This window comes from Methanopyrus sp., from assembly GCF_053997775.1.
Genome location: NZ_JBMXXF010000020.1, coordinates 1 through 16,663, shown reverse-complemented (window position 1 = coordinate 16,663; position 16,663 = coordinate 1). Strand labels below are relative to the sequence as shown.

21 protein-coding genes and 1 tRNA gene are annotated in these 16,663 nt (G+C 68.7%); 9 read left to right on the top strand and 13 right to left on the bottom strand.

The features are described 5' to 3' along the window. The 3 genes from ACXJJV_RS02820 to ACXJJV_RS02810 all read right to left on the bottom strand — a co-directional run. Positions 1-808 (bottom strand): RsmB/NOP family class I SAM-dependent RNA methyltransferase (locus tag ACXJJV_RS02820; protein ID WP_498043497.1); only part of this gene is annotated, 808 nt, incomplete at its 3' end. After that, positions 774-1,709, bottom strand: a complete 936-nt coding sequence (gene moaA, locus ACXJJV_RS02815) for a GTP 3',8-cyclase MoaA (protein ID WP_456466662.1) — start codon at positions 1,707-1,709, stop codon at positions 774-776. The genes ACXJJV_RS02820 and moaA, both read right to left, overlap by 35 nt. Positions 1,710-1,730: 21 nt before the next feature. Then, a complete protein-coding gene (locus tag ACXJJV_RS02810) occupies positions 1,731-2,921 on the bottom strand; it encodes a hypothetical protein (protein WP_456466661.1) in 1,191 nt (396 codons plus the stop codon). An 83-nt stretch (positions 2,922-3,004) separates the two neighbouring features. On the opposite strand from ACXJJV_RS02810, the gene ACXJJV_RS02805 reads away from it, so the two are divergent. Both ACXJJV_RS02805 and ACXJJV_RS02800 read left to right on the top strand, forming a co-directional pair. Next, positions 3,005-3,082 (top strand) — tRNA-Tyr (locus ACXJJV_RS02805). Positions 3,083-3,176: 94 nt separating this feature from the next. After that, a complete protein-coding gene (locus ACXJJV_RS02800; protein ID WP_456466663.1) occupies positions 3,177-3,869 on the top strand; it encodes a metal-dependent hydrolase in 693 nt (230 codons plus the stop codon). A gap of 78 nt (positions 3,870-3,947) precedes the next feature. On the opposite strand, the gene ACXJJV_RS02795 is transcribed toward ACXJJV_RS02800, so the two are convergent. Then, positions 3,948-4,658 carry a hypothetical protein gene (locus ACXJJV_RS02795; RefSeq protein WP_456466660.1) on the bottom strand — a complete coding sequence of 237 codons (711 nt, stop codon included), beginning with the start codon at positions 4,656-4,658 and terminating at the stop codon, positions 3,948-3,950. A gap of 2 nt (positions 4,659-4,660) precedes the next feature. Beyond that, positions 4,661-5,656, bottom strand: coding sequence for a hydrogenase expression/formation protein HypE (gene hypE, locus ACXJJV_RS02790; protein WP_456466659.1), 996 nt, complete (start codon positions 5,654-5,656; stop codon positions 4,661-4,663). Positions 5,657-5,717: 61 nt separating this feature from the next. Between hypE and ACXJJV_RS02785 the strand changes: the two genes are divergently transcribed. After that, complete coding sequence (locus ACXJJV_RS02785; protein WP_456466658.1) at positions 5,718-6,128, top strand: 30S ribosomal protein S8e; 411 nt, start codon at positions 5,718-5,720, stop codon at positions 6,126-6,128. Here ACXJJV_RS02785 and hypB read toward each other — a convergent pair. After that, the gene (gene hypB / locus ACXJJV_RS02780; protein ID WP_456466657.1) at positions 6,114-6,776 is read right to left on the bottom strand and encodes a hydrogenase nickel incorporation protein HypB; all 663 of its coding nucleotides are present in this window, start codon (positions 6,774-6,776) and stop codon (positions 6,114-6,116) included. The genes ACXJJV_RS02785 and hypB overlap by 15 nt on opposite strands. A 6-nt stretch (positions 6,777-6,782) precedes the next feature. After that, positions 6,783-7,202 carry a hydrogenase maturation nickel metallochaperone HypA gene (gene hypA / locus ACXJJV_RS02775; RefSeq protein ID WP_456466656.1) on the bottom strand — a complete coding sequence of 140 codons (420 nt, stop codon included), beginning with the start codon at positions 7,200-7,202 and terminating at the stop codon, positions 6,783-6,785. A gap of 25 nt (positions 7,203-7,227) precedes the next feature. On the opposite strand from hypA, the gene cobA reads away from it, so the two are divergent. Further along, complete coding sequence (gene cobA / locus ACXJJV_RS02770; protein WP_456466655.1) at positions 7,228-7,974, top strand: uroporphyrinogen-III C-methyltransferase; 747 nt, start codon at positions 7,228-7,230, stop codon at positions 7,972-7,974. Further along, complete coding sequence (locus ACXJJV_RS02765; protein ID WP_456466654.1) at positions 7,964-9,121, top strand: NAD-binding protein; 1,158 nt, start codon at positions 7,964-7,966, stop codon at positions 9,119-9,121. The genes cobA and ACXJJV_RS02765 overlap by 11 nt, the downstream gene beginning before the upstream one ends. Here the strand turns inward: ACXJJV_RS02765 and ACXJJV_RS02760 are convergent. Genes ACXJJV_RS02760 through ACXJJV_RS02750 form a run of 3 tightly spaced genes read right to left on the bottom strand, consistent with a single transcriptional unit; the run spans position 9,093 to position 11,277 of the window. Next, entirely contained in the window at positions 9,093-9,794 is a 702-nt protein-coding gene (locus tag ACXJJV_RS02760) for a uroporphyrinogen-III synthase (RefSeq protein ID WP_456466653.1), read from the bottom strand. The genes ACXJJV_RS02765 and ACXJJV_RS02760 overlap by 29 nt on opposite strands. Then, positions 9,791-10,102 (bottom strand): signal recognition particle protein Srp19, encoded by a 312-nt coding sequence (locus tag ACXJJV_RS02755; RefSeq protein WP_456466652.1) that lies wholly within the window; start codon positions 10,100-10,102, stop codon positions 9,791-9,793. Before ACXJJV_RS02755 ends, ACXJJV_RS02760 begins: the two co-directional genes overlap by 4 nt. Further along, on the bottom strand, positions 10,075-11,277 hold the full coding sequence (locus ACXJJV_RS02750) for a hypothetical protein (protein ID WP_456466651.1): 1,203 nt from the start codon (positions 11,275-11,277) through the stop codon (positions 10,075-10,077). Before ACXJJV_RS02750 ends, ACXJJV_RS02755 begins: the two co-directional genes overlap by 28 nt. Before the next feature lie 31 nt (positions 11,278-11,308). On the opposite strand from ACXJJV_RS02750, the gene ACXJJV_RS02745 reads away from it, so the two are divergent. Further along, positions 11,309-11,824, top strand: a complete 516-nt coding sequence (locus tag ACXJJV_RS02745; protein WP_456466650.1) for an ACT domain-containing protein — start codon at positions 11,309-11,311, stop codon at positions 11,822-11,824. Continuing rightward, positions 11,800-12,822, top strand: a complete 1,023-nt coding sequence (locus tag ACXJJV_RS02740; protein WP_456466649.1) for a homoserine dehydrogenase — start codon at positions 11,800-11,802, stop codon at positions 12,820-12,822. Before ACXJJV_RS02745 ends, ACXJJV_RS02740 begins: the two co-directional genes overlap by 25 nt. Here ACXJJV_RS02740 and ACXJJV_RS02735 read toward each other — a convergent pair. The 3 genes from ACXJJV_RS02735 to ACXJJV_RS02725 are packed head-to-tail and all read right to left on the bottom strand — an operon-like array spanning position 12,805 to position 14,687. Further along, positions 12,805-13,332 (bottom strand): hypothetical protein, encoded by a 528-nt coding sequence (locus ACXJJV_RS02735; RefSeq protein ID WP_456466648.1) that lies wholly within the window; start codon positions 13,330-13,332, stop codon positions 12,805-12,807. The genes ACXJJV_RS02740 and ACXJJV_RS02735 overlap by 18 nt on opposite strands. A 12-nt stretch (positions 13,333-13,344) precedes the next feature. Next, positions 13,345-13,800: a hypothetical protein gene (locus tag ACXJJV_RS02730; RefSeq protein ID WP_456466647.1), complete on the bottom strand. Its 456-nt coding sequence runs from the start codon at positions 13,798-13,800 to the stop codon at positions 13,345-13,347. After that, the gene (locus ACXJJV_RS02725; RefSeq protein WP_456466646.1) at positions 13,797-14,687 is read right to left on the bottom strand and encodes an AIR synthase-related protein; all 891 of its coding nucleotides are present in this window, start codon (positions 14,685-14,687) and stop codon (positions 13,797-13,799) included. Before ACXJJV_RS02725 ends, ACXJJV_RS02730 begins: the two co-directional genes overlap by 4 nt. Before the next feature lie 308 nt (positions 14,688-14,995). Between ACXJJV_RS02725 and ACXJJV_RS02720 the strand changes: the two genes are divergently transcribed. Continuing rightward, a complete protein-coding gene (locus ACXJJV_RS02720; RefSeq protein WP_456466645.1) occupies positions 14,996-16,036 on the top strand; it encodes a hypothetical protein in 1,041 nt (346 codons plus the stop codon). A 446-nt stretch (positions 16,037-16,482) separates the two neighbouring features. Beyond that, positions 16,483-16,663 (top strand): hypothetical protein (locus tag ACXJJV_RS02715; RefSeq protein WP_456466644.1); only part of this gene is annotated, 181 nt, incomplete at its 3' end.

The following is a 16,663-nucleotide window of genomic DNA, read 5'->3' as shown; positions in this document are numbered from 1 at the left end:
GGGCCGCGCACAGGTCGACCACCACCTCCCCGGGCCTCGGGTTCAGGACGGCGGAGGCGAGCGCGGCCGCCTCGTCCTGGACGACGAACAGCCCCTCGTCCCACTCGTCCATCACCGCGATTGGGAGCCCCTCCGGGATGCGCAGGATCTCCTCCAGGAACCGACCGGGCTTGACCGTCACGCCGTACCTCTCCTCCAGGCGCTCCGCCAGCTCCTCCGGCTCGATCTTCAGCGTGTTCACGCGGATGCACAGGGGCGGTTCGGTGTTGTTGGCCTCGAGCAGCCGCAGAACCTCCTCCTCGTCCCCCAGCATCTCCAGCCAGCGCTCGATGAGCCACCGGGGGTGGTAGTACTCCCACTTAAGGCGGTCCAGCTCGTCCTCCGGCTCCGGCGGCTCGTACCCCTCCAGGTCCAGGGTGAACGCCTTCACGATGGCCGCGGCGCCCGGGTTGTCCAGCCTCCGGACGAGATCGTGCAGGACCTCCGCGACCTCCCGCGCGTCCTTACCCTCGAACACGACCTCGTTGGCCGCGATCCGGCAGGCGTTGCGCACCCATCGATCCAGGTCCGCCACGTCGTCCGCCAGCTCCAGCACGTCCGTCACGATCTCGTCCAGCAGTCCCCGCTTCTGCATGATCGTGTACAGCATGCCCGCGGAGATGGAGCGGGCCTCGCGGGAGGGGTTCACCTCCTTCAGCACCAGCCGACGGGCGTACTGCGTCGGCTTGACCTTCTCCGCCTTCACCATCGTCCTCAGCACGACCTCCACGGCCTCACGGTAGGTCTCGTCGACCCCGGGCACGGCCACCCCTCACCCCCCGCCGCCGGTTCCCCGACATCGTGTCGTCACGCTCCCGAATGTACCGCCGGAGGGCGCTCAGGAGGGCCCGATAGCTGTCCACCGGTAGCCTCCTGGGCCGACCCAGGATGCACCCCTTAAACCTCCCATCGTGCGTTATCCTGATCCTGGAGCACGCCCGGCACATTTCCCCGGATTTCGGCTTTATAGCCTCAATGGTAACCCCATTCTCAAGTCGATACACGCTCCTGTTTTGGAACTTCCTAACTCGTACGAGCCTTGGTTTCAAATCCGAAAGCTCCCGAAGCGCCTCCCGCACCGTCGCGGGCTGCATCCCCACCTCAGCGTCCAGCATCGGCTCGATCAGCTGCAGCCTCGCGCACCCACACTCGTTGGCCAGCTCCTCCGCGAGCTCCCGAAGACCCTCAAGCGTCTCCCGGAAGAGCACCACGTTCACCTTCACCGGGGTCAGCCCGACCGAGATCGCGGCCTCGATTCCCCGCAGAATCTCCCTCGGAGAGTACCGGGACCGGGTGATGATCCTGTACAGGGACGGGTCGAGCGTGTCGAGGCTGACGTTAACCCGGTCCAAACCCGACTCCCGGAGCTCGTCCGCCCTCCGGCGCAGCAGGCTCCCGTTCGTGGTCAGGGACACGTCCCGAAAGCGGTCCCGGATGCCCTCGATGATGCGGGGGAGGTCCTCCCTCAGGGTGGGCTCGCCGCCGGTGAACTTCACCCGACGGAGGCCCAGCCGGGCGCAGGCCCGGAGCACGCGCACCCACTCCTCGCACGTGAGCTCCCGGCCCGGGCGCCCCTCGCCCTCCCGGTGACAGTACACGCAGTTCATGTTGCACCGGAGGGTGAGCGTCGCGCGAACGCTGTCGACGCGACGGCCCAGGGCATCCCTCACCGACCCTCCCCCGGGGAAAAATCAGGCGGGGAGGAGCGCGTAGATGCGGCAGTAAATGGTTCCACCGATCTCGGGCTTGCCCTTGAACCCCATCTCGATCAGGATGGGGTACGGCTTGTTGTTGTACACGATCACCCCCTCGGTCGGGTGGTACTCGTACTCCATCGGGTGGACCCCGGGACCGATCCCACGGGGCCACGGCAGCCCGGCCTTCAGGCAAGCGTCCCGCAGCGCCCGGGCCGGCGGGCAGCAGCCGTGCGCGGCCTTCTTGTACCCGGGTACCTCGAACACGTCGAAGTACTGGCGCTTCCCGTGCGTCCAGGTGTGCGGTGGCACGATCACCCCGTTCCAGCCCTGGCACATCCGGACGGCGTTCCGGAGGCGCATGTCGTCGTGCTCACCGATCCCCTCCATGGTCGTCTCCGCCTCGCCGATCAGCTTCTTCCGGTACCGGCCGATCCACACCACCACCGCCGATTGGTCCGCCATCTCCATCATCCTCCGGTACGCCCGCTCCCCGAAGACCTTCCGCACCTCCCCCTCCGTCATCGGTCGGCGACCGTCGGTGAACCGCAGCTCGGACACGAGCACCGTCCGCTCGCCGACGCCGGCCTCCCGCAGGAACCTCACCTTGTCCTCACCGTACCGGCGCGCGACCTCGTCGATCGACATCCGACGACCGTTGACCTCCACCTCGTTTTCACTCACCTTAACGGCCACCACCTTCGGCACCTTGCGGCCCCACACCACCAGCCCGGGCCGCTTCACGTGCAGGTGCCCGTCGCGGACCAGGACCACCCCGGGCCCCCGGTAGTCGGCGACGATCCAGCCTCCCTGCACCCGGTAGTCCCCGTGCACCCAGACCTCGGCCGGGGACGGGACGACGCCCAGGAACACGGCCGAGAGCACCGCCGGCGCCCCGTACTCGCGGAAGGCCCGGCCGGCGTACTCGGGGTGCGCCCAGGCGCTGTACCAGGGTAGGGAGTAGACGCTGATGATTCGCTGCCCACCCCACACGGTGTCACCGTTGCGGACCCGGTAGTGCGGCCTGTCCGGCAGCGAGATCAGCGAGAGGTGGCCGACCGCCTGCCCCACCCCGATGACGATGGCCAGCAGCACCGGCACGGACTTGGCGTACCCGACGCTCCGCATCCACTCGGGCAGCCTCCTCAGCCGGTCCCAGGGGTTGACGGCGCTCGTCGGTGTGGTCACCGGCCTTTTCCCACGCGCGTCTCCCCCCGGGCGGGATGTCCGATACATTTTTATATAGCTGCCGTGATCCCGCGCCCGGGGAACCGGCCGCAGCTCAGTCTGGCTAGAGCGCGGGACTGTAGATCCCGTGGTCCCGGGTTCAAATCCCGGCGGCCGGACCACCGGAGATCGTTATGAGATCCATAACGTTTCTGGTTCCCGCTTCGGTGAACTTTTATTCTCAACCCGAGAACGGTGGTTCCGGGGATGCCGAGGATGAAGATCACGTGGCTGGGTCACGCCGCCTTCGAGCTCGAGCTGGACGGGGTCACCGTGCTGATCGACCCGTTCCTGAGCGAGAACCCCAAGGCGGCCAAGTCGCCCGACGAGGTGGAGCCCGACCTGGTCCTGGTCACGCACGGGCACTCGGACCACCTGGGCGACGCCATCGACATCTGCAAGCGAACCGGGGCGACCCTGGTCGGGATCTACGAGATCGCCGTCCACGCCCAGAACCAGGGCGTTGAGAACGTCGAGGAGATGAACATCGGCGGTACGATCGAGGTGGAGGGGCTCGAGATCACCCAGGTGCCCGCCTGGCACTCGTCCGAGATCGTGGAGGACGGGGAGATCGTGGCCGGCGGCACCCCGGTGGGTTACGTGGTCTCGGGCGAGGAGGGCACCGTGTACCACGCCGGCGACACGGGCTTGTCCATGGACATGAAGCTGATCGGTGAGCTCTATGAGCCGGACGTGGCGCTGCTGCCCATCGGCAGCCGGTTCACCATGGGCCCCAAGGAGGCCGCGAAGGCCGTGGAGCTGATCGAGCCGGACGTGGCGATCCCGATGCACTACGGCACGTTCCCGCCGATCGAGCAGGACCCGGAGGAGTTCAAGCGGGAGGTGGAGCGGCTCGACGTGGACACGGAGGTCGTGATCCTGGAGCCCGGCGAGTCGTACGAGCTCTAACGACCCTACCCGGTATGATGAGCACCTTTCCAACCGAGCCCGCGTGAGGACCGCTGTCGGGTCTGACCGGTCCTCCCCTCACCCACCTCCGGCCCGCACCAGCTCCCGGTTCACCCGGTCCAGGAACCGGACGGAGACCACGCCGACGCCGCAGGCCGTTAGGATCAGCCCCAGCAGGCCCGCCCCGGCCTCCAGGAGTGCGAACGCGAGTCCCAGCCCGGCGAAGGTCAACGACGCCATCGCCGTCGAGACCAGGGCCGTCAACCGGCCCCCCTCCCCCAGGCACTCCCGCATCAGCTCGAAGGACCCGGACCGCCACGGCAGCAGGTACCCCGACAGGGCGGAGACGATCGCGATCCCCGCGTACAGGGAGGAGTTCAGCGGGTGCCACGCGGCCTCGAGTAGGGCGAGCGCCCCCGAGACCGCCGTGCACGCCAGGCACCGACGCTCCAGGGTCGATCGGACGGCCTCGGGTCGCTCGAAGTCCCCGACCGCGGTCACCCGGAGGAAGACGCGGCCTCCCCAGCCCATCCTCCGCTCCCCCGTGACCTTGGAGAGCAGGTCGATCAGCCGGTCCTCCAGCTCCCGCGCCTCCCGCTCGTCCCCCTTGACCACAACCCAGAGTTGGTCCACCCGGCGCACGACGCCCACGGACCGGCGGCAGCCCAGGGCCCGGACCTCCTCCACGCCCTCCGGTGTCGCTCTCCGGAGCGCCTCCTCCAGCCCCATCCGGCCCCCGGTGAGGTGGTGCCAGACCCGACGCGCCCTGGGTGACAGGCTCACCCGCAACGCTAGCACACCCGGGGCACCGGGTCCCCTACCGGCTTCTCCACGATCCGGGTTCCGCCCACCTCCGTTTCCATCTCGACCCGGGGCGGGCCCTCCTCCACCCGTCCGATGATCTCCGCGTCCCTACCCACGCTCGTCGACCGGACGGCCTCGAGCACGTCCTCCGCCAGCTCTTCCCGGACCCCGATCACGGCCTTACCCTCGTTGGCCACGTGCAGCGGGTCCACCCCGAGCATCTCGGAGAGGACCCGCACCTCCTCCCGCATCGGGATCCGCTCCTCTTCGATGACGATCCTGACCCCCGACTTCTCCGCCATCTCGTTCAGCGCGCCCGCCAGCCCGCCCCGGGTCGGGTCCTTCATCGCGGTGACGCCGCCCACCTCGAGCGCCGCCTCGACCGCCTCCCAGACCGGGGCCACGTCGGACTCCAGGTCCGTCTCCAGCCCCTGCTGGGCCGCTAGGATCGTCATCCCGTGGTCGCCGATCGTCCCCGTGACCAGGATGACGTCGCCGGGCCGCAGCCCGGAGTCGCGGACGAGCCGCACCACCCGGCCGACCCCGGTCATGGTCACGATCACGTCCACCTCGCCCGTGTCACCCACCTTCGTATCGCCCGTGATCAGGTGCGCGTCCACCTCCTTCAGCACCTCGTCGATCGACCGGTAGATGCGCTTCAGATCCTCGATCGGGAACCCCTCCCGCACGACGAGGGAGCAGGCGAACGCGACCGGTTTCGCCCCCATCACGGCCAGGTCGTTGGCCGTGCCGGCCGCCGCGAGCCGGCCGATGTCCCCGCCGGGGAAGAACGGCGGGTCCACGATGTGCGCGTCCGTGGTGAGGACCATCTCACCCTCGCCGGCCGGGAACGTGGCCCCGTCGTCCAGGTCCTCCAGCGTGACCGAGCCCTCCCCGGTCCGGGAGATCTGAGGCAGGAGTTCCCGCAGCAGCTCCTCCATCAGCTCCCCGCCGGCGCCGTGCTCGCGGCGCACCTCGGACACGGTCCCGTCCCCCGGCAGCTTTTTTACCCCGACTCACCCGCGGGCCCGGGGGTGCGAGCGGATGGGTGTGTGGCACGGCAGGTCGCTGCGGAAGCCGACGGGAGGCAGGATCCGGCCGCACCGGAAGAAGCGAAAGTTCGAGATGGGCAACCCGCCCACCGAGACGCTGGTCGGGGACGAGGTGCGGCTGCGCGAGCGTCGCGGCATGGGCGGCAACGTCAAGCAGGGGCTGAAGTTCGCCACGCACGCCAACGTCGCGGACCCCGAGACGGGCGAGGTCAAGAACGTCCGCATCCTGGAGGTGGTGAAGAACCCGGCCTCGCAGTACTACGAGCGGCACGGGGTGATCACCAAGGGGGCCATCATCCGGACGGAGATCGGGCTGGCGAAGGTCACCAACCGGCCCGGTCAGGAGCCGGTCGTGAACGCGGTGCTGATCGAGAAGGAGGAAGAGGAGTCAGGCGGGGAGTAACCGCTCGGCCAGCTCCCTGAGTCCCTCCCCCGTCCTGACGCTCGTCCGGTACACCTCGATGTCCGGGTTGATCTCCCGAGCCGTCTCCACCATCCGGTCCACCGAGACCCCGCACGGCTCCGCCAGGTCCACCTTGTTGATGACCAGCACGTCCCCCTCCCGGATGATCATCGGGTGCTTGCCGACCACGTCCTCGCCCTCCGGGGCCGACACGACCACCACCCGCTCGTGCGCCCCGACCGGGAAGTCCACCGGGCAGATCAGGTTCCCCACGTTCTCGATGAACAGCACGTCGATCTCGTCCAGGTCCGTCTCCTCCTCCAGGTGCTCCAGCCCGTGCCGCACCAGGTGTGCGTCCAGGTGGCACTCCCGGCCGGTGTTCAGCCCCACCACCGGCACGTCCAGGCGCCTGAACCGCCGCTCGTCGTACTCGCTCACCACGTCCCCGGCGAGCACGGCGAACGAGTACTCGTCCCCGTACTCTCGGATGATCCACTCGATGATCGACGTCTTGCCGGAGCCGATCGAACCCAGGAACTCGACGGCCCGAACCCCGTGATCGTCCAGGTGCTCCCGCACGTCCCTCGCCAGGTTCTCGTTCACCTTCAACAGGTCCTCCGACGCGTCGACCTCCTCCACCCGGTGCATGAAAAATCACCCAAACTCCAGCCTGATGGTGCGCACCTCGCACGAGTCCCCGCCGCGGATCTCCACCGACCTGGACCCGCACCGCGGACACCTCAAGCCCAGCAGCGACGGCAGCTCCTCCGAGCCGAACGCGGCGTGGAGGGCCGGGTCCCGAGCGTCCTTTAAAGCTTCCTCCTCGTCCGTGCTCCACTCCTCCCCGCACTCCCGGCACCGCAGGCGGCCCCGCTCCAGCTCGATCTCGAACTCGGCCCCCTCGGCCGGGGTCCCCTCGGCCAGCGCCTCCAGGCAGAACCGCAGCTGCTCCGGGTTCACCATCGTGAACTCGCCCACCCGGATCCTCACCCCGAGCACGCGCTCCGCCCCGCGCTCCTCCGCGACCTCTAAAACGGCGTCCAGGATCGACTGAGCGAGGCTCAGCTCGTGCAAGCTCGCCCCCAGGGGTACCGGGCCGTTGCCGGGTAAACTCGTTTTGGTCGGAGCGGGCCCCGGGGACCCCGAGCTCCTCACCCTGCGCGCCGTCCGGGCCCTGTCGGAGGCGGACGTGGTGCTCAAGGACCGGCTCGTGCCGGACGACGTGGTGGAACGGTACGCGCCCGACGAGGCGGAGATCATCGACGTGGGCAAGCGGCCCGGGGGCCGCGGGTGGACGCAGGAGGAGATCAACGAGGTGATCGTGCGCGAGGGGCGCCGGGGCCGGACCGTGGTCCGGCTGAAGAGCGGGGACCCGATGGTCTTCGGCCGCGGCGCGGAGGAGCTCGAGGCCGCCCTCCGGCACGGGATCGAGGTCGAGGTGATCCCGGGCGTCACCTCGGCCGTCGGCGTCCCCTCCTCCGTGGGCCTTCCGCTCACCCACCGCCGGTACGCCTCCAGCTTCGCCGTCGCGACCGGCCACGAGGACCCGAGCAAGGAGGAGCCCCGGGTCGACTTCGAGGCGCTCGCCCGGGCGGCCGACACGCTCGTCATCCTCATGGGCGCGCGCCGGCTCCGGGAGATCGCCCGGGACGTGCAGCGCGCGGTCGGGGACGCGCCGATGGCGATCATCGAGCGCGGCACGACCGAAGACGAGAGGATCCGCGTCTGCAGGGTGTCCGACGCCGCCTCCGGCCGCGTGCGGGCGAACCCGCCCGCCGTCATCGTCGTCGGAGAGGTGGTACGATGGTGGCGCGATCTGGCGGGTCAAGGGTGCGTTGAGGGTTAAAATACGCGCCCTGCTGTACGCGTGGAGGTACGCGTGGAACCTCCTCAAGGAGACCGCCACGGTCACCACCGTCCGGTACGCGATCCTGTACGTCTCCTTCCTGCTACTCCTAGGCACCCTCGGCTTCTGGTGGCTGGAGGATCGCCCCCTAGTCGACGCCCTCTACACGACCGTGCTGATCCTCACCGGGGTCGGGTGCGCGAACCCCCCGCGGACCCCCTTCGGCAAGCTCTTCACGATCATCCTCCTGGCCGCGGGGCTCGGCGCGCTCGTTCACGTTATCTCCCGCGTCTTCGGGGCCCTGCTGCGGGGCGACGTGCTGTTGCGGCTCAAGGAGAGCGACGCGCTCGCCAGGATCGAGCGCCTGCGGGACCACGTGATCGTGTGCGGTTACGGCCGCGAGGGCCGCGAAATCGCGGAGAACCTCCGGGAGTTCGGGTTCGACGTGGTCGTCGTCGACAAGGACCCGGAGAAGTGCGAGCGGGCCTTCCGCAGGGGCTACCTGGCCGTGCAGGGGGACGTGACCTCGGAGCGGACCCTGGAGAAGGCCGGGGTGAGGCGCTCCCAGGCCGTGGCCCTCGTCACCGGCTCGGACGAGACCAACGTCTTCGCCTGCGTCCTGATCCGGGACCTCAACCCGGACGTGTGGATCGTGGCCGCCGCCAAGTCCCGCACCGGCGTCCGCACCCTCAAGCGGGCGGGCGCGGACGAGGTGGTCAACATCTACCGGGCGGCGGGCACGGCCATCTCGGACCTGCTCATCGAACCCCTCTCCTTCACCGTGACCGTCCGACACCCCCTGGAGCGGACGAAGGAGGAGCTGCTCACCATCGTCCGCAACGGCGGGATCGTCGTGGACGTGCGCTACCACGTCCCCTCCCTGCCGGAGCCGCTGAAGAAGGAGCTGTGGATCGAGGACGAGAAGGACGTGAAGTCCCGACACGAGCTCCACCGGGAGACCCGCACCCGACGGGCCCTGGAGCGGCTCCACGAGCTGTCCAAGGACGTGCACTCCCACAGGATCGTCGTCCGGCGCGAGGAGGACCGAAAGCGCATCATCGAGGCCCTGGAGGAGATGGGCATCCTGATCGGCGTCGACATGACCCACGAGGAGGTGCTCAAGGAGGTCTTCGGGACCGAGATCTAGCCACCCGAACCGCCGCCCTCACCACCCCACGCAGCGAGGACTCCCGGGCCGTGACCACCTCCAACCCAGCCCGCTCCAGCTCCCTCGAGGTCACCGGCCCGATGCTGACCACCGGCTCCGGCAGGTCGGTCCCCACCGACCTCAGGAAACACCGGGCGGTCATCGCGCTGAAGAAGCAGACCACGTCGAAGTCCCACGGATCCACGCGTACCCAACGGGGCTCCAGATCGTACACCTCCAGCTCCCTCACCCGCACCCCGAACCGCTCCAACCGCTCCCGTAGCTCACCCGTCCTCCGCCGGGATCGCAGCGCGAGCACGCGGGAGTAACCGCGAAGGGCGTCCGCCAGCGCCCCCGTCGTGAACCGCTCCGGCATTACGTCCACGTCCAGCCTGCGCCTCTCCAACGCCCTTCCCGTCCTCGGGCCCACCGCGGCCACGTTCACCCCCGACTCCCTCAGCGCCCTCAGCTCGCCTCCCTCGAGGAACTCAACCGTCCGCGGGCTCGTGAACGCGACGACGTCGTACCGGCGCAGGAACCCCACGGTCAGCCGGGGACGGGGGAGGGGCACCAGCCGCACCGGGTGCGCGATCTCCACCTCCATGCCCGCTCGAGCGAACGCCCGACGCGTCTCTCGATCCAGCCCGGGCGCCCGAACGGCGAGCGCCCTCAACGCTCCCGCCGCTCCCGAAGCCTCTCGGCGATCATCAGCAGCGTCTTTCGCTTGGACTCCACCTTGTCCACGATCAACCGGCCCCGATCCTGCCACCAGCGCTTCGGGTACCGCTTGTCCCTCTGCACCTCGGGATTCAGACCTAGCTCCTCCGCCACCTCCGCGATCTCCCGGAGCCTCGGGTTCTTCACGGCCAGCCGTTTGGGTACCTTCCTGCCCTCCGAGCGCGACCGCTCGGCGTCGAAGTACACGGGCCAGACCACGACACGATCCTTGCCCTTCAACCGGACCGTCGGAGTCTCCGACAACCGAACCCTCCCCAGAGCGGAACCATCGGTGGTATGGGTAGGTGCCTACGGGCGGGCTTGCCGGCCTCCCGGGCCTCCTCGGTGGGGGTGGACCGTGGGGAGGGGGCGGGCCGGCTGGCCCCGGAGCCGCCGCCGGTCCCGGTCACCACGCACCGCACCGGCACGGAGAGTATGCGTAGAACCCTCAGGTGGACCAGCGGGATCTCCACGATCTGACCGGTGAAGGCCAGGCTCGCGAAGGGCTTTCGCACCAGGCACTCGACCGGAATCCCGTGCCTGAGCAGGATCCGGGCGATCTCCAGCACGTCGGAGATCGTGGAGGCCAGCAGGATGTGGAAGCGCGCCTTCAGCCCGCCACCCAGGTCGACCTCCTTACCCCCGACGGCGAAAGGCTTCAGGTCCTCCGGGAGTCCGAACCGCGGCACCGGGAAGAACAGCACCGGTACCATCGCGCCGGACGACTCCTGCAGCGGGTTCGAGACCGCCTCCACGGCCTCCGCGACGTTCAACTCCAGCGAGTAGGAGGGGACGAGGTAGTAGTCCTTCTCCCACGAGTAATCCCTCCCCTGCAGGGCGGAGCAGTCCTTGACGACGAAGTACCGACCGTCGTCCGAGACGCCCGCGAGCAGGACCGCGTGCAGGGCGGGGGGTACGATGACGAACCACCGGCTCACCGTGGCCAGCGGCGCGTAGATCACGACCCCGATCCCGTTGGGATCCTGGAAGTCCGCGGCCAGGGAGAGCAGGGTCGGGAACCAGGGCGGCGAGGTCGCGGCCATCGGTCCGTCCGTCTCCCGGTCCTCCACCGGTATCCCCGTCATCCGGGCGAACCAGGACTCCCGCAGCTCCAGGTTCAGCGGGTTCACGTCCGTCCCCGCCGTGGGCCGCCAGAACCCCTTCGCGACCGCGATGTTGTACAGGGTGAGCGCGGCCACCTCGCCGCACCACGTGTGGTCCGGCACCCCATCACCATCCACGTCCCTTCCGAACTCCGCCTGCCCGTAGTCCGGGCTCGCCACCATGAACCTCAGGCGCGTCGGGTGCATCAGGGGCACTTTCATCTCGCCCTGACCCGTCTCCAGCTTCACCGCCGTGACGGTCCAGTCGTACTCCTCCACCCGCACGCCCGCGGCCGGCGCGGTGAGAAGCAGAAAGGCGATGAGTGGGGCGAGCATGGCGACGATCCACCCCGGGGGGAGCGCCCGGATGAAGCGGTTCGAGCTGGACGTGATCCTCCCCGACAAGCCCGGGCAGCTGGTGCGCATCCTCGAGCCGCTGTCCGAGGTCGGCGGGAACGTTATTAGCATTTCACACTCGCGCGAGGGAGACCGGGCGCGCGTGCACCTCGTGTTCGAGGCGGACGAGCGGGCGGCCCGGGAGTACTCCCGCCGCGTCAGCGAGCTGGAGGACGTCAAGATCCTCCGCTTCGGCCGCGGTCCCGGGCACGAGATGGAGGTCGTCCTCATCGGGCACATCGTGGACACGGACATCAAGGACACGATCGACCGCGTCAACGCGGTACGGGGCGTCCAGGTCGTGGACGTCGACCTGGAGATGCCCGACCCCGAGCGCCGCTCCTCCGCCGGCTTCACCGTCATCTACGAGGACGAGGGCGCCCTCCGCGAGGCGGTCCGCGTCATCGAAGAGATCGCCGAGGAGAAGGACCTCACCGTCCTCTTCCCCCTGGAGGTGGTACGGTGCGCGTCGTCCGACTCTTCGTGATCGGCCTCGGCGCCGTCGGCCGCGGCCTCATGCGACTGCTCAGGGAAAAACGCGACCAGTACGCCCGCCGGCTCAACGTCCGGGTCGAGCTCACCGGCGTCGCCGACTCCCGGGGCGCCTGGATCGGCGAGGACCTCGACCCCGAAGAGGTCCTCCGCGTCAAGGAACGGCACGGCACGGTCGCCGCCGCCGGCGACGAGCGCGACGCCCTCGAGGCGATGGAGGACGCGGACTTCGACGTCCTCGTCGAACTCACCCCCACCGACATCGAGACCGGAGAACCCGGCCTCTCCCACATCCTCAAGGCGATCGAGCTCGGCCGCCACGTCGTCACCGCCAACAAGGGCCCCCTCGCCGTCGCCTACGACCGGATCATGCGCGCGGCCGAGCGCCGCGACGTCATCATCCGCTACGAGGCCACCGCCGGCGGCGCCATGCCCGTCTTCAACCTCGTCCGCGAGACCCTCAAGAGCGTGGACGTGCTCTCCATCGAGGGCGTCCTGAACGGCACCGTCAACTACGTCCTCACCCGCATGGAGACCGAGGGACTCTCCCTCGACGACGCCCTCGCCGACGCCCAGTCCCGCGGCATCGCCGAGGCCGACCCCAGCATGGACATCGAGGGCTGGGACACCGCCTGCAAGATCGTCATCCTCGCCAACTCCATCCTCGGCGTCCGCTGCACCATCGACGACGTCGACGTGACCGGGATCGAGGACCTCACGCCCGAGGCCATCCGCATCGCCAACGAGCGCGGCTACCGCATCAAACTCATCGGCCGCGCCGACCGAGACGGCGACCTCCTCGTCCGACCCTGCCTCGTGCCCAAATCCGACCCCATCGCCCGCGTCCGCGGCGTCATGAACGTCGTCCGCCTCGAAACCGACCTCGCCGGCACCATCTACGTCTCCGGCCGCGGCGCCGGCCCCCTCGAGACCGCCAGCGCCGTCATGAGCGACATCCTCTCCATCGCCGAGCACTCACCGACGACCCGGTAACCACCGAAACAGACCACCCAACACCGAGGACCACGACCGACCACCCTCCCCAACCGACCCCTCCACCAAACTCAACGCCCGAGCCACCCCCGGCGACAACCCCCGCGTCCCCCGCAGCTCCTCCACCAACTCCCGACAGAACCGCCGCACCACCCACTCCTCGTGATTCAACAGCGCGTTCACGTACCCCCGCAACCGATGCCCCAAACACTCCAACGCCTCCGAAAAGGCACCCTCCGGATCCTCCACCGACGCCCGCACCGCCCCCGCCAACCCCCTCGCGTCGAACCCCGCCCGCCGACCGTACGCGTGCACGTACTCCAACCCCCGCAACGCCGGCAACGCCACCTCCCGCTCCACCGGCTCCCCCGACAACCCCAACCCCACCACGTACAGCACCGCACCCACCTCCGAGACCCGCGCCCCCAACTCCCTCCAACGCCGCCGACTCGGCGCCAACCGACCACCCACGTACAGACACAACGACCCCGCCACCGTGGGCTCCGTCACGAGAACACCCCCTTACTCCCTCCAACCCCACCGCCTACACACCTTAAGGACCCGACGCGCCGCCTCCACGTCCCCCCGATCCACCCGCTCCTCCACCCCCAACCGCTCCAGCACCCGCGTCAACCACGCCCTCACCCGACTCGGCCGCTCCAACTCCACCTCCTCCTCACCCCGACGAAACCACCCCAACCAACCCAACAACAACCACAGCGTCTTCCGCACCCACGTGTACGTGATGTGCACCAACGCCCCCAAGATCGCGGCCACCACCCCCCAATCCGGCAGCACGCTCGAGAACTGACCGCCCGTCATCCCCACGTAGATCGCCGCCGCGCACACGAGCAGATCCGCCACCGTAAACCACGTCGACGCCTCAATCCGCCGCTCCAACAGCAAACCCGACAACAACGAGACCGCCGCCAACACCAGGCACAACTCCGCCAGCAACATCCACACCGTCACGCTCACGACGAACCGACCCCACCACCCTCCAACTGACCCAGCCTCTCCACCAACTCCCCCATTAAATCCTCGTCCACCAACACCCGACCCGCCACCTCCAACACCGGCTCCTCCACCACCCGACCGATCACCGAGACCGGACACCCACGCTCCACGCACACCTCCAGCACCTCCCCCACGTCCTCCTCCCCCACCACCGCCAGCACGTTGTCCCAATTCCTCGTGATCGACGCGTACGGAACCGAGTCCAACCGCATCCCCACCCCCGACTTCGCGCACACCAACGCCGCCATCGCCACCAGACCCCCCTTCGTCACATCCTTCGCCGCCTTCACCAACCCCCGCCGCGCCACCTCCGGAAACGCCCGAAACAACCTCCGAGCCCGCTCCATCCGCTCCCGAAACCCACCGTGAATCGGCTCACCCACGAGCAACACCACGTCCCCCGGCTCCGCCCCCCTATCCGTGATCGGCTCCGGCGCCACCAGCTCCCCCATCACCGTCAACGACACCTTCGGCTCCCCCACGTCATCCTCCACCATCGTGTTCCCACCCAGCACCTCCAACCCCAACTCCCGCGCCTGCCGCCCGATGCACTCCGCCGCCTCCAACGCCCCCTCCCACGACGGCGCGATGATCGTATCCACCACGAACCGCGGCCGCCCACCCGCCACCAGCACGTCCGTCGCCGCGTGCACCACCGCCGACTTCCGCACCAGCCGAAACGCGTAGGGACCATCCGCACTCACCACCAGCCCATTCTCCACGCTCACCACCGCCGCGTCATCGAAGTCCGCCAACCCCACCCACGCCTCCGACTCCCCCGGCAACAGCCGCTTCACCACTCGCACGTCGTCCACCGCGTACCGCAGCACGTGCTCCCGCAGGTCCACCGCGACCACCCCCCGGTCAATCCCGGACCGGCGCGAAACTTGAGTCCTGCCCACGGAGCCAGCCCGCCGCGGTTGCCCCAGCCGGGGTCGCGGCACGAGACGGCTCAATCCGCTGGCCCGCGCCACGCTTAGATGAGACGTTAAGGTGGGTGCGACGTTAGCGGCGGCGCTGCTCCCGGTACGGCGCAGACGCCTCCTATCCTGATCTCTTGATCCCCTCTGACCACGCTTCCCCGCCCGCTCATTCATCCAAAGGCTCATGACCGTGTGCAAAGTTGAGTCGAGTGGCAATCTGGGGGAGCGTCGTGTTGCTGACCGCGCTGCTAATCGTGTCACTGGTCACGGTCACCAGCGTGACACAACCCACCAAGGCGTTGACAGTCATTCCGGCGTCCAGGGACTGCCCGCCGTGGGTAGTGCCGGCGCTCTTCATTCCGCAGCCCGGAGGAGGCAGTCTCGAATACCCGAGCCTCCTGGGCGACCGTTTCTTGCTCGTGGCACCGCTGTGGCGGGAAGGTGACCACCATCGGGTGATCCTCGGCGCGTACGGGGTGGACGAGGTGGTCTTACCGCGGGGAGCGACCGTCTACCGTGTGTTAATTCCGAGTAAGGTGGAGTGGAAGCGGAATGAACGCTGCAGGCAGGCGGTCCCGCAGGGGCCGTGGCGTGAGGTCCGGTACTCTCTGCGAGAGTCGGACGGGCTGCTCCATCTTAAGCCGTCGAAGGCCGTGGACAACACGTTCGTGGTGGAGGCGAGCCTGCCCGCACGCGGCGAGTGGGTTCGGGTCGCGCTGGCGCCGGGGAACTGGATCGTGGCGCTGGGGTGGACGCTGGACTTCAACGTGCTGACGCTCGACGGGAGGGTCCTGTTCCGGGGCCGACACCCGTACGATGAGGTCGAGTACGATCTACCGGGCGGCGTGCACCTCGCGTTCTGGGTGCACTGGTACGGGCTGGACTTGAGTTGTGAGGAGAGGTGGACGAGGGTGCCACTCCTCGTAATTAAGGACGAAGTACCGAGCGAGTTCAATCCAAGGTGGCAGTACGAGCACAGGCTGCTCTACGGGTACTGCACGGTGCTCGAGGTCCGGACGAGCAAGCCGCTAATCCTGGAGTTCAGAGCGCCGAGGCAAGGTGAAAAGTTAGAATCCCCCACCGAGCTCGTCGACCGGCGTGAGTTCGTCACGGAGGAGTTCGTGCGCAGCCACTGGTCACATTACGTACCACCGATTCCGTCCTTAAGGCTGATGTACGAAATCCTCAGGGCTCTGCCGGTACTACCCCTGCTACCGCTCATCGTTCCCTCGGGAAGGCGTGAGGAGGACCGGCGGCGAGAAAGGACCGACTGACTGCCGGCTCCGGCGAGCCTGGCGCGACCTCCTTTCCGCTTGCAGAGGCCTCCTGAGTGTTGGTACCAGAGCGGCCTGGGCCCGCCGGGCGGACGCACCACCGGGTTCTCCTCACTTCCGCACGGGTTTTGGGTCAACTTTCTCCCCTCGTCACTCCACATCTTGGGGTGAAGGGCATCATCACGCCAGCACCGCATCGCTGCCACCCACGTCGACAGGTTCCTCCCGCCGCCGGCGCGCTTACGTCCACGGATTGAGGGTAGTGGCGTGAGGTCGCACCGCGTATGGCGAGGGAATAGCCATGGCCCTCGGCATGCGCGAGGCGAGGAAGTTGACCCTGCCTCCACTCGACTGAGGCGCTGGCCCACGAGGCGGGGCGAGTAGAGCGGTACGGTCGACTACCGCACGTGCACGCCCGGCTTCACTACGCTGGCGGGGATCGAGTCGTGAGCGGGTTCTGGACACCGGTGGGCTGGGTTCGCGGAGATGATGGGTGGTGGTACCCGCCACCCGAGCACGGGTACGCGCTCCTGAACCTCGAGTACCGGCGGGCCACGAGCACGACCCAGACCGCGCACCCCTGGCCCGTGAACGAGCGCGCGCTCGCCCTCGACGCCGAGTACCGGG

Bases quoted from the DNA above. Each gene is read 5' to 3' on its own strand.
- ACXJJV_RS02800 (WP_456466663.1), top strand. From the start codon at position 3,177: ATGAAGATCACGTGGCTGGGTCACGCCGCCTTCGAGCTCGAGCTGGAC.
- ACXJJV_RS02785 (WP_456466658.1), top strand. From the start codon at position 5,718: ATGGGTGTGTGGCACGGCAGGTCGCTGCGGAAGCCGACGGGAGGCAGG.
- hypB (WP_456466657.1), bottom strand. From the start codon at position 6,776: ATGCACCGGGTGGAGGAGGTCGACGCGTCGGAGGACCTGTTGAAGGTG.
- ACXJJV_RS02750 (WP_456466651.1), bottom strand. From the start codon at position 11,277: ATGCTCGCCCCACTCATCGCCTTTCTGCTTCTCACCGCGCCGGCCGCG.
- ACXJJV_RS02745 (WP_456466650.1), top strand. From the start codon at position 11,309: ATGAAGCGGTTCGAGCTGGACGTGATCCTCCCCGACAAGCCCGGGCAG.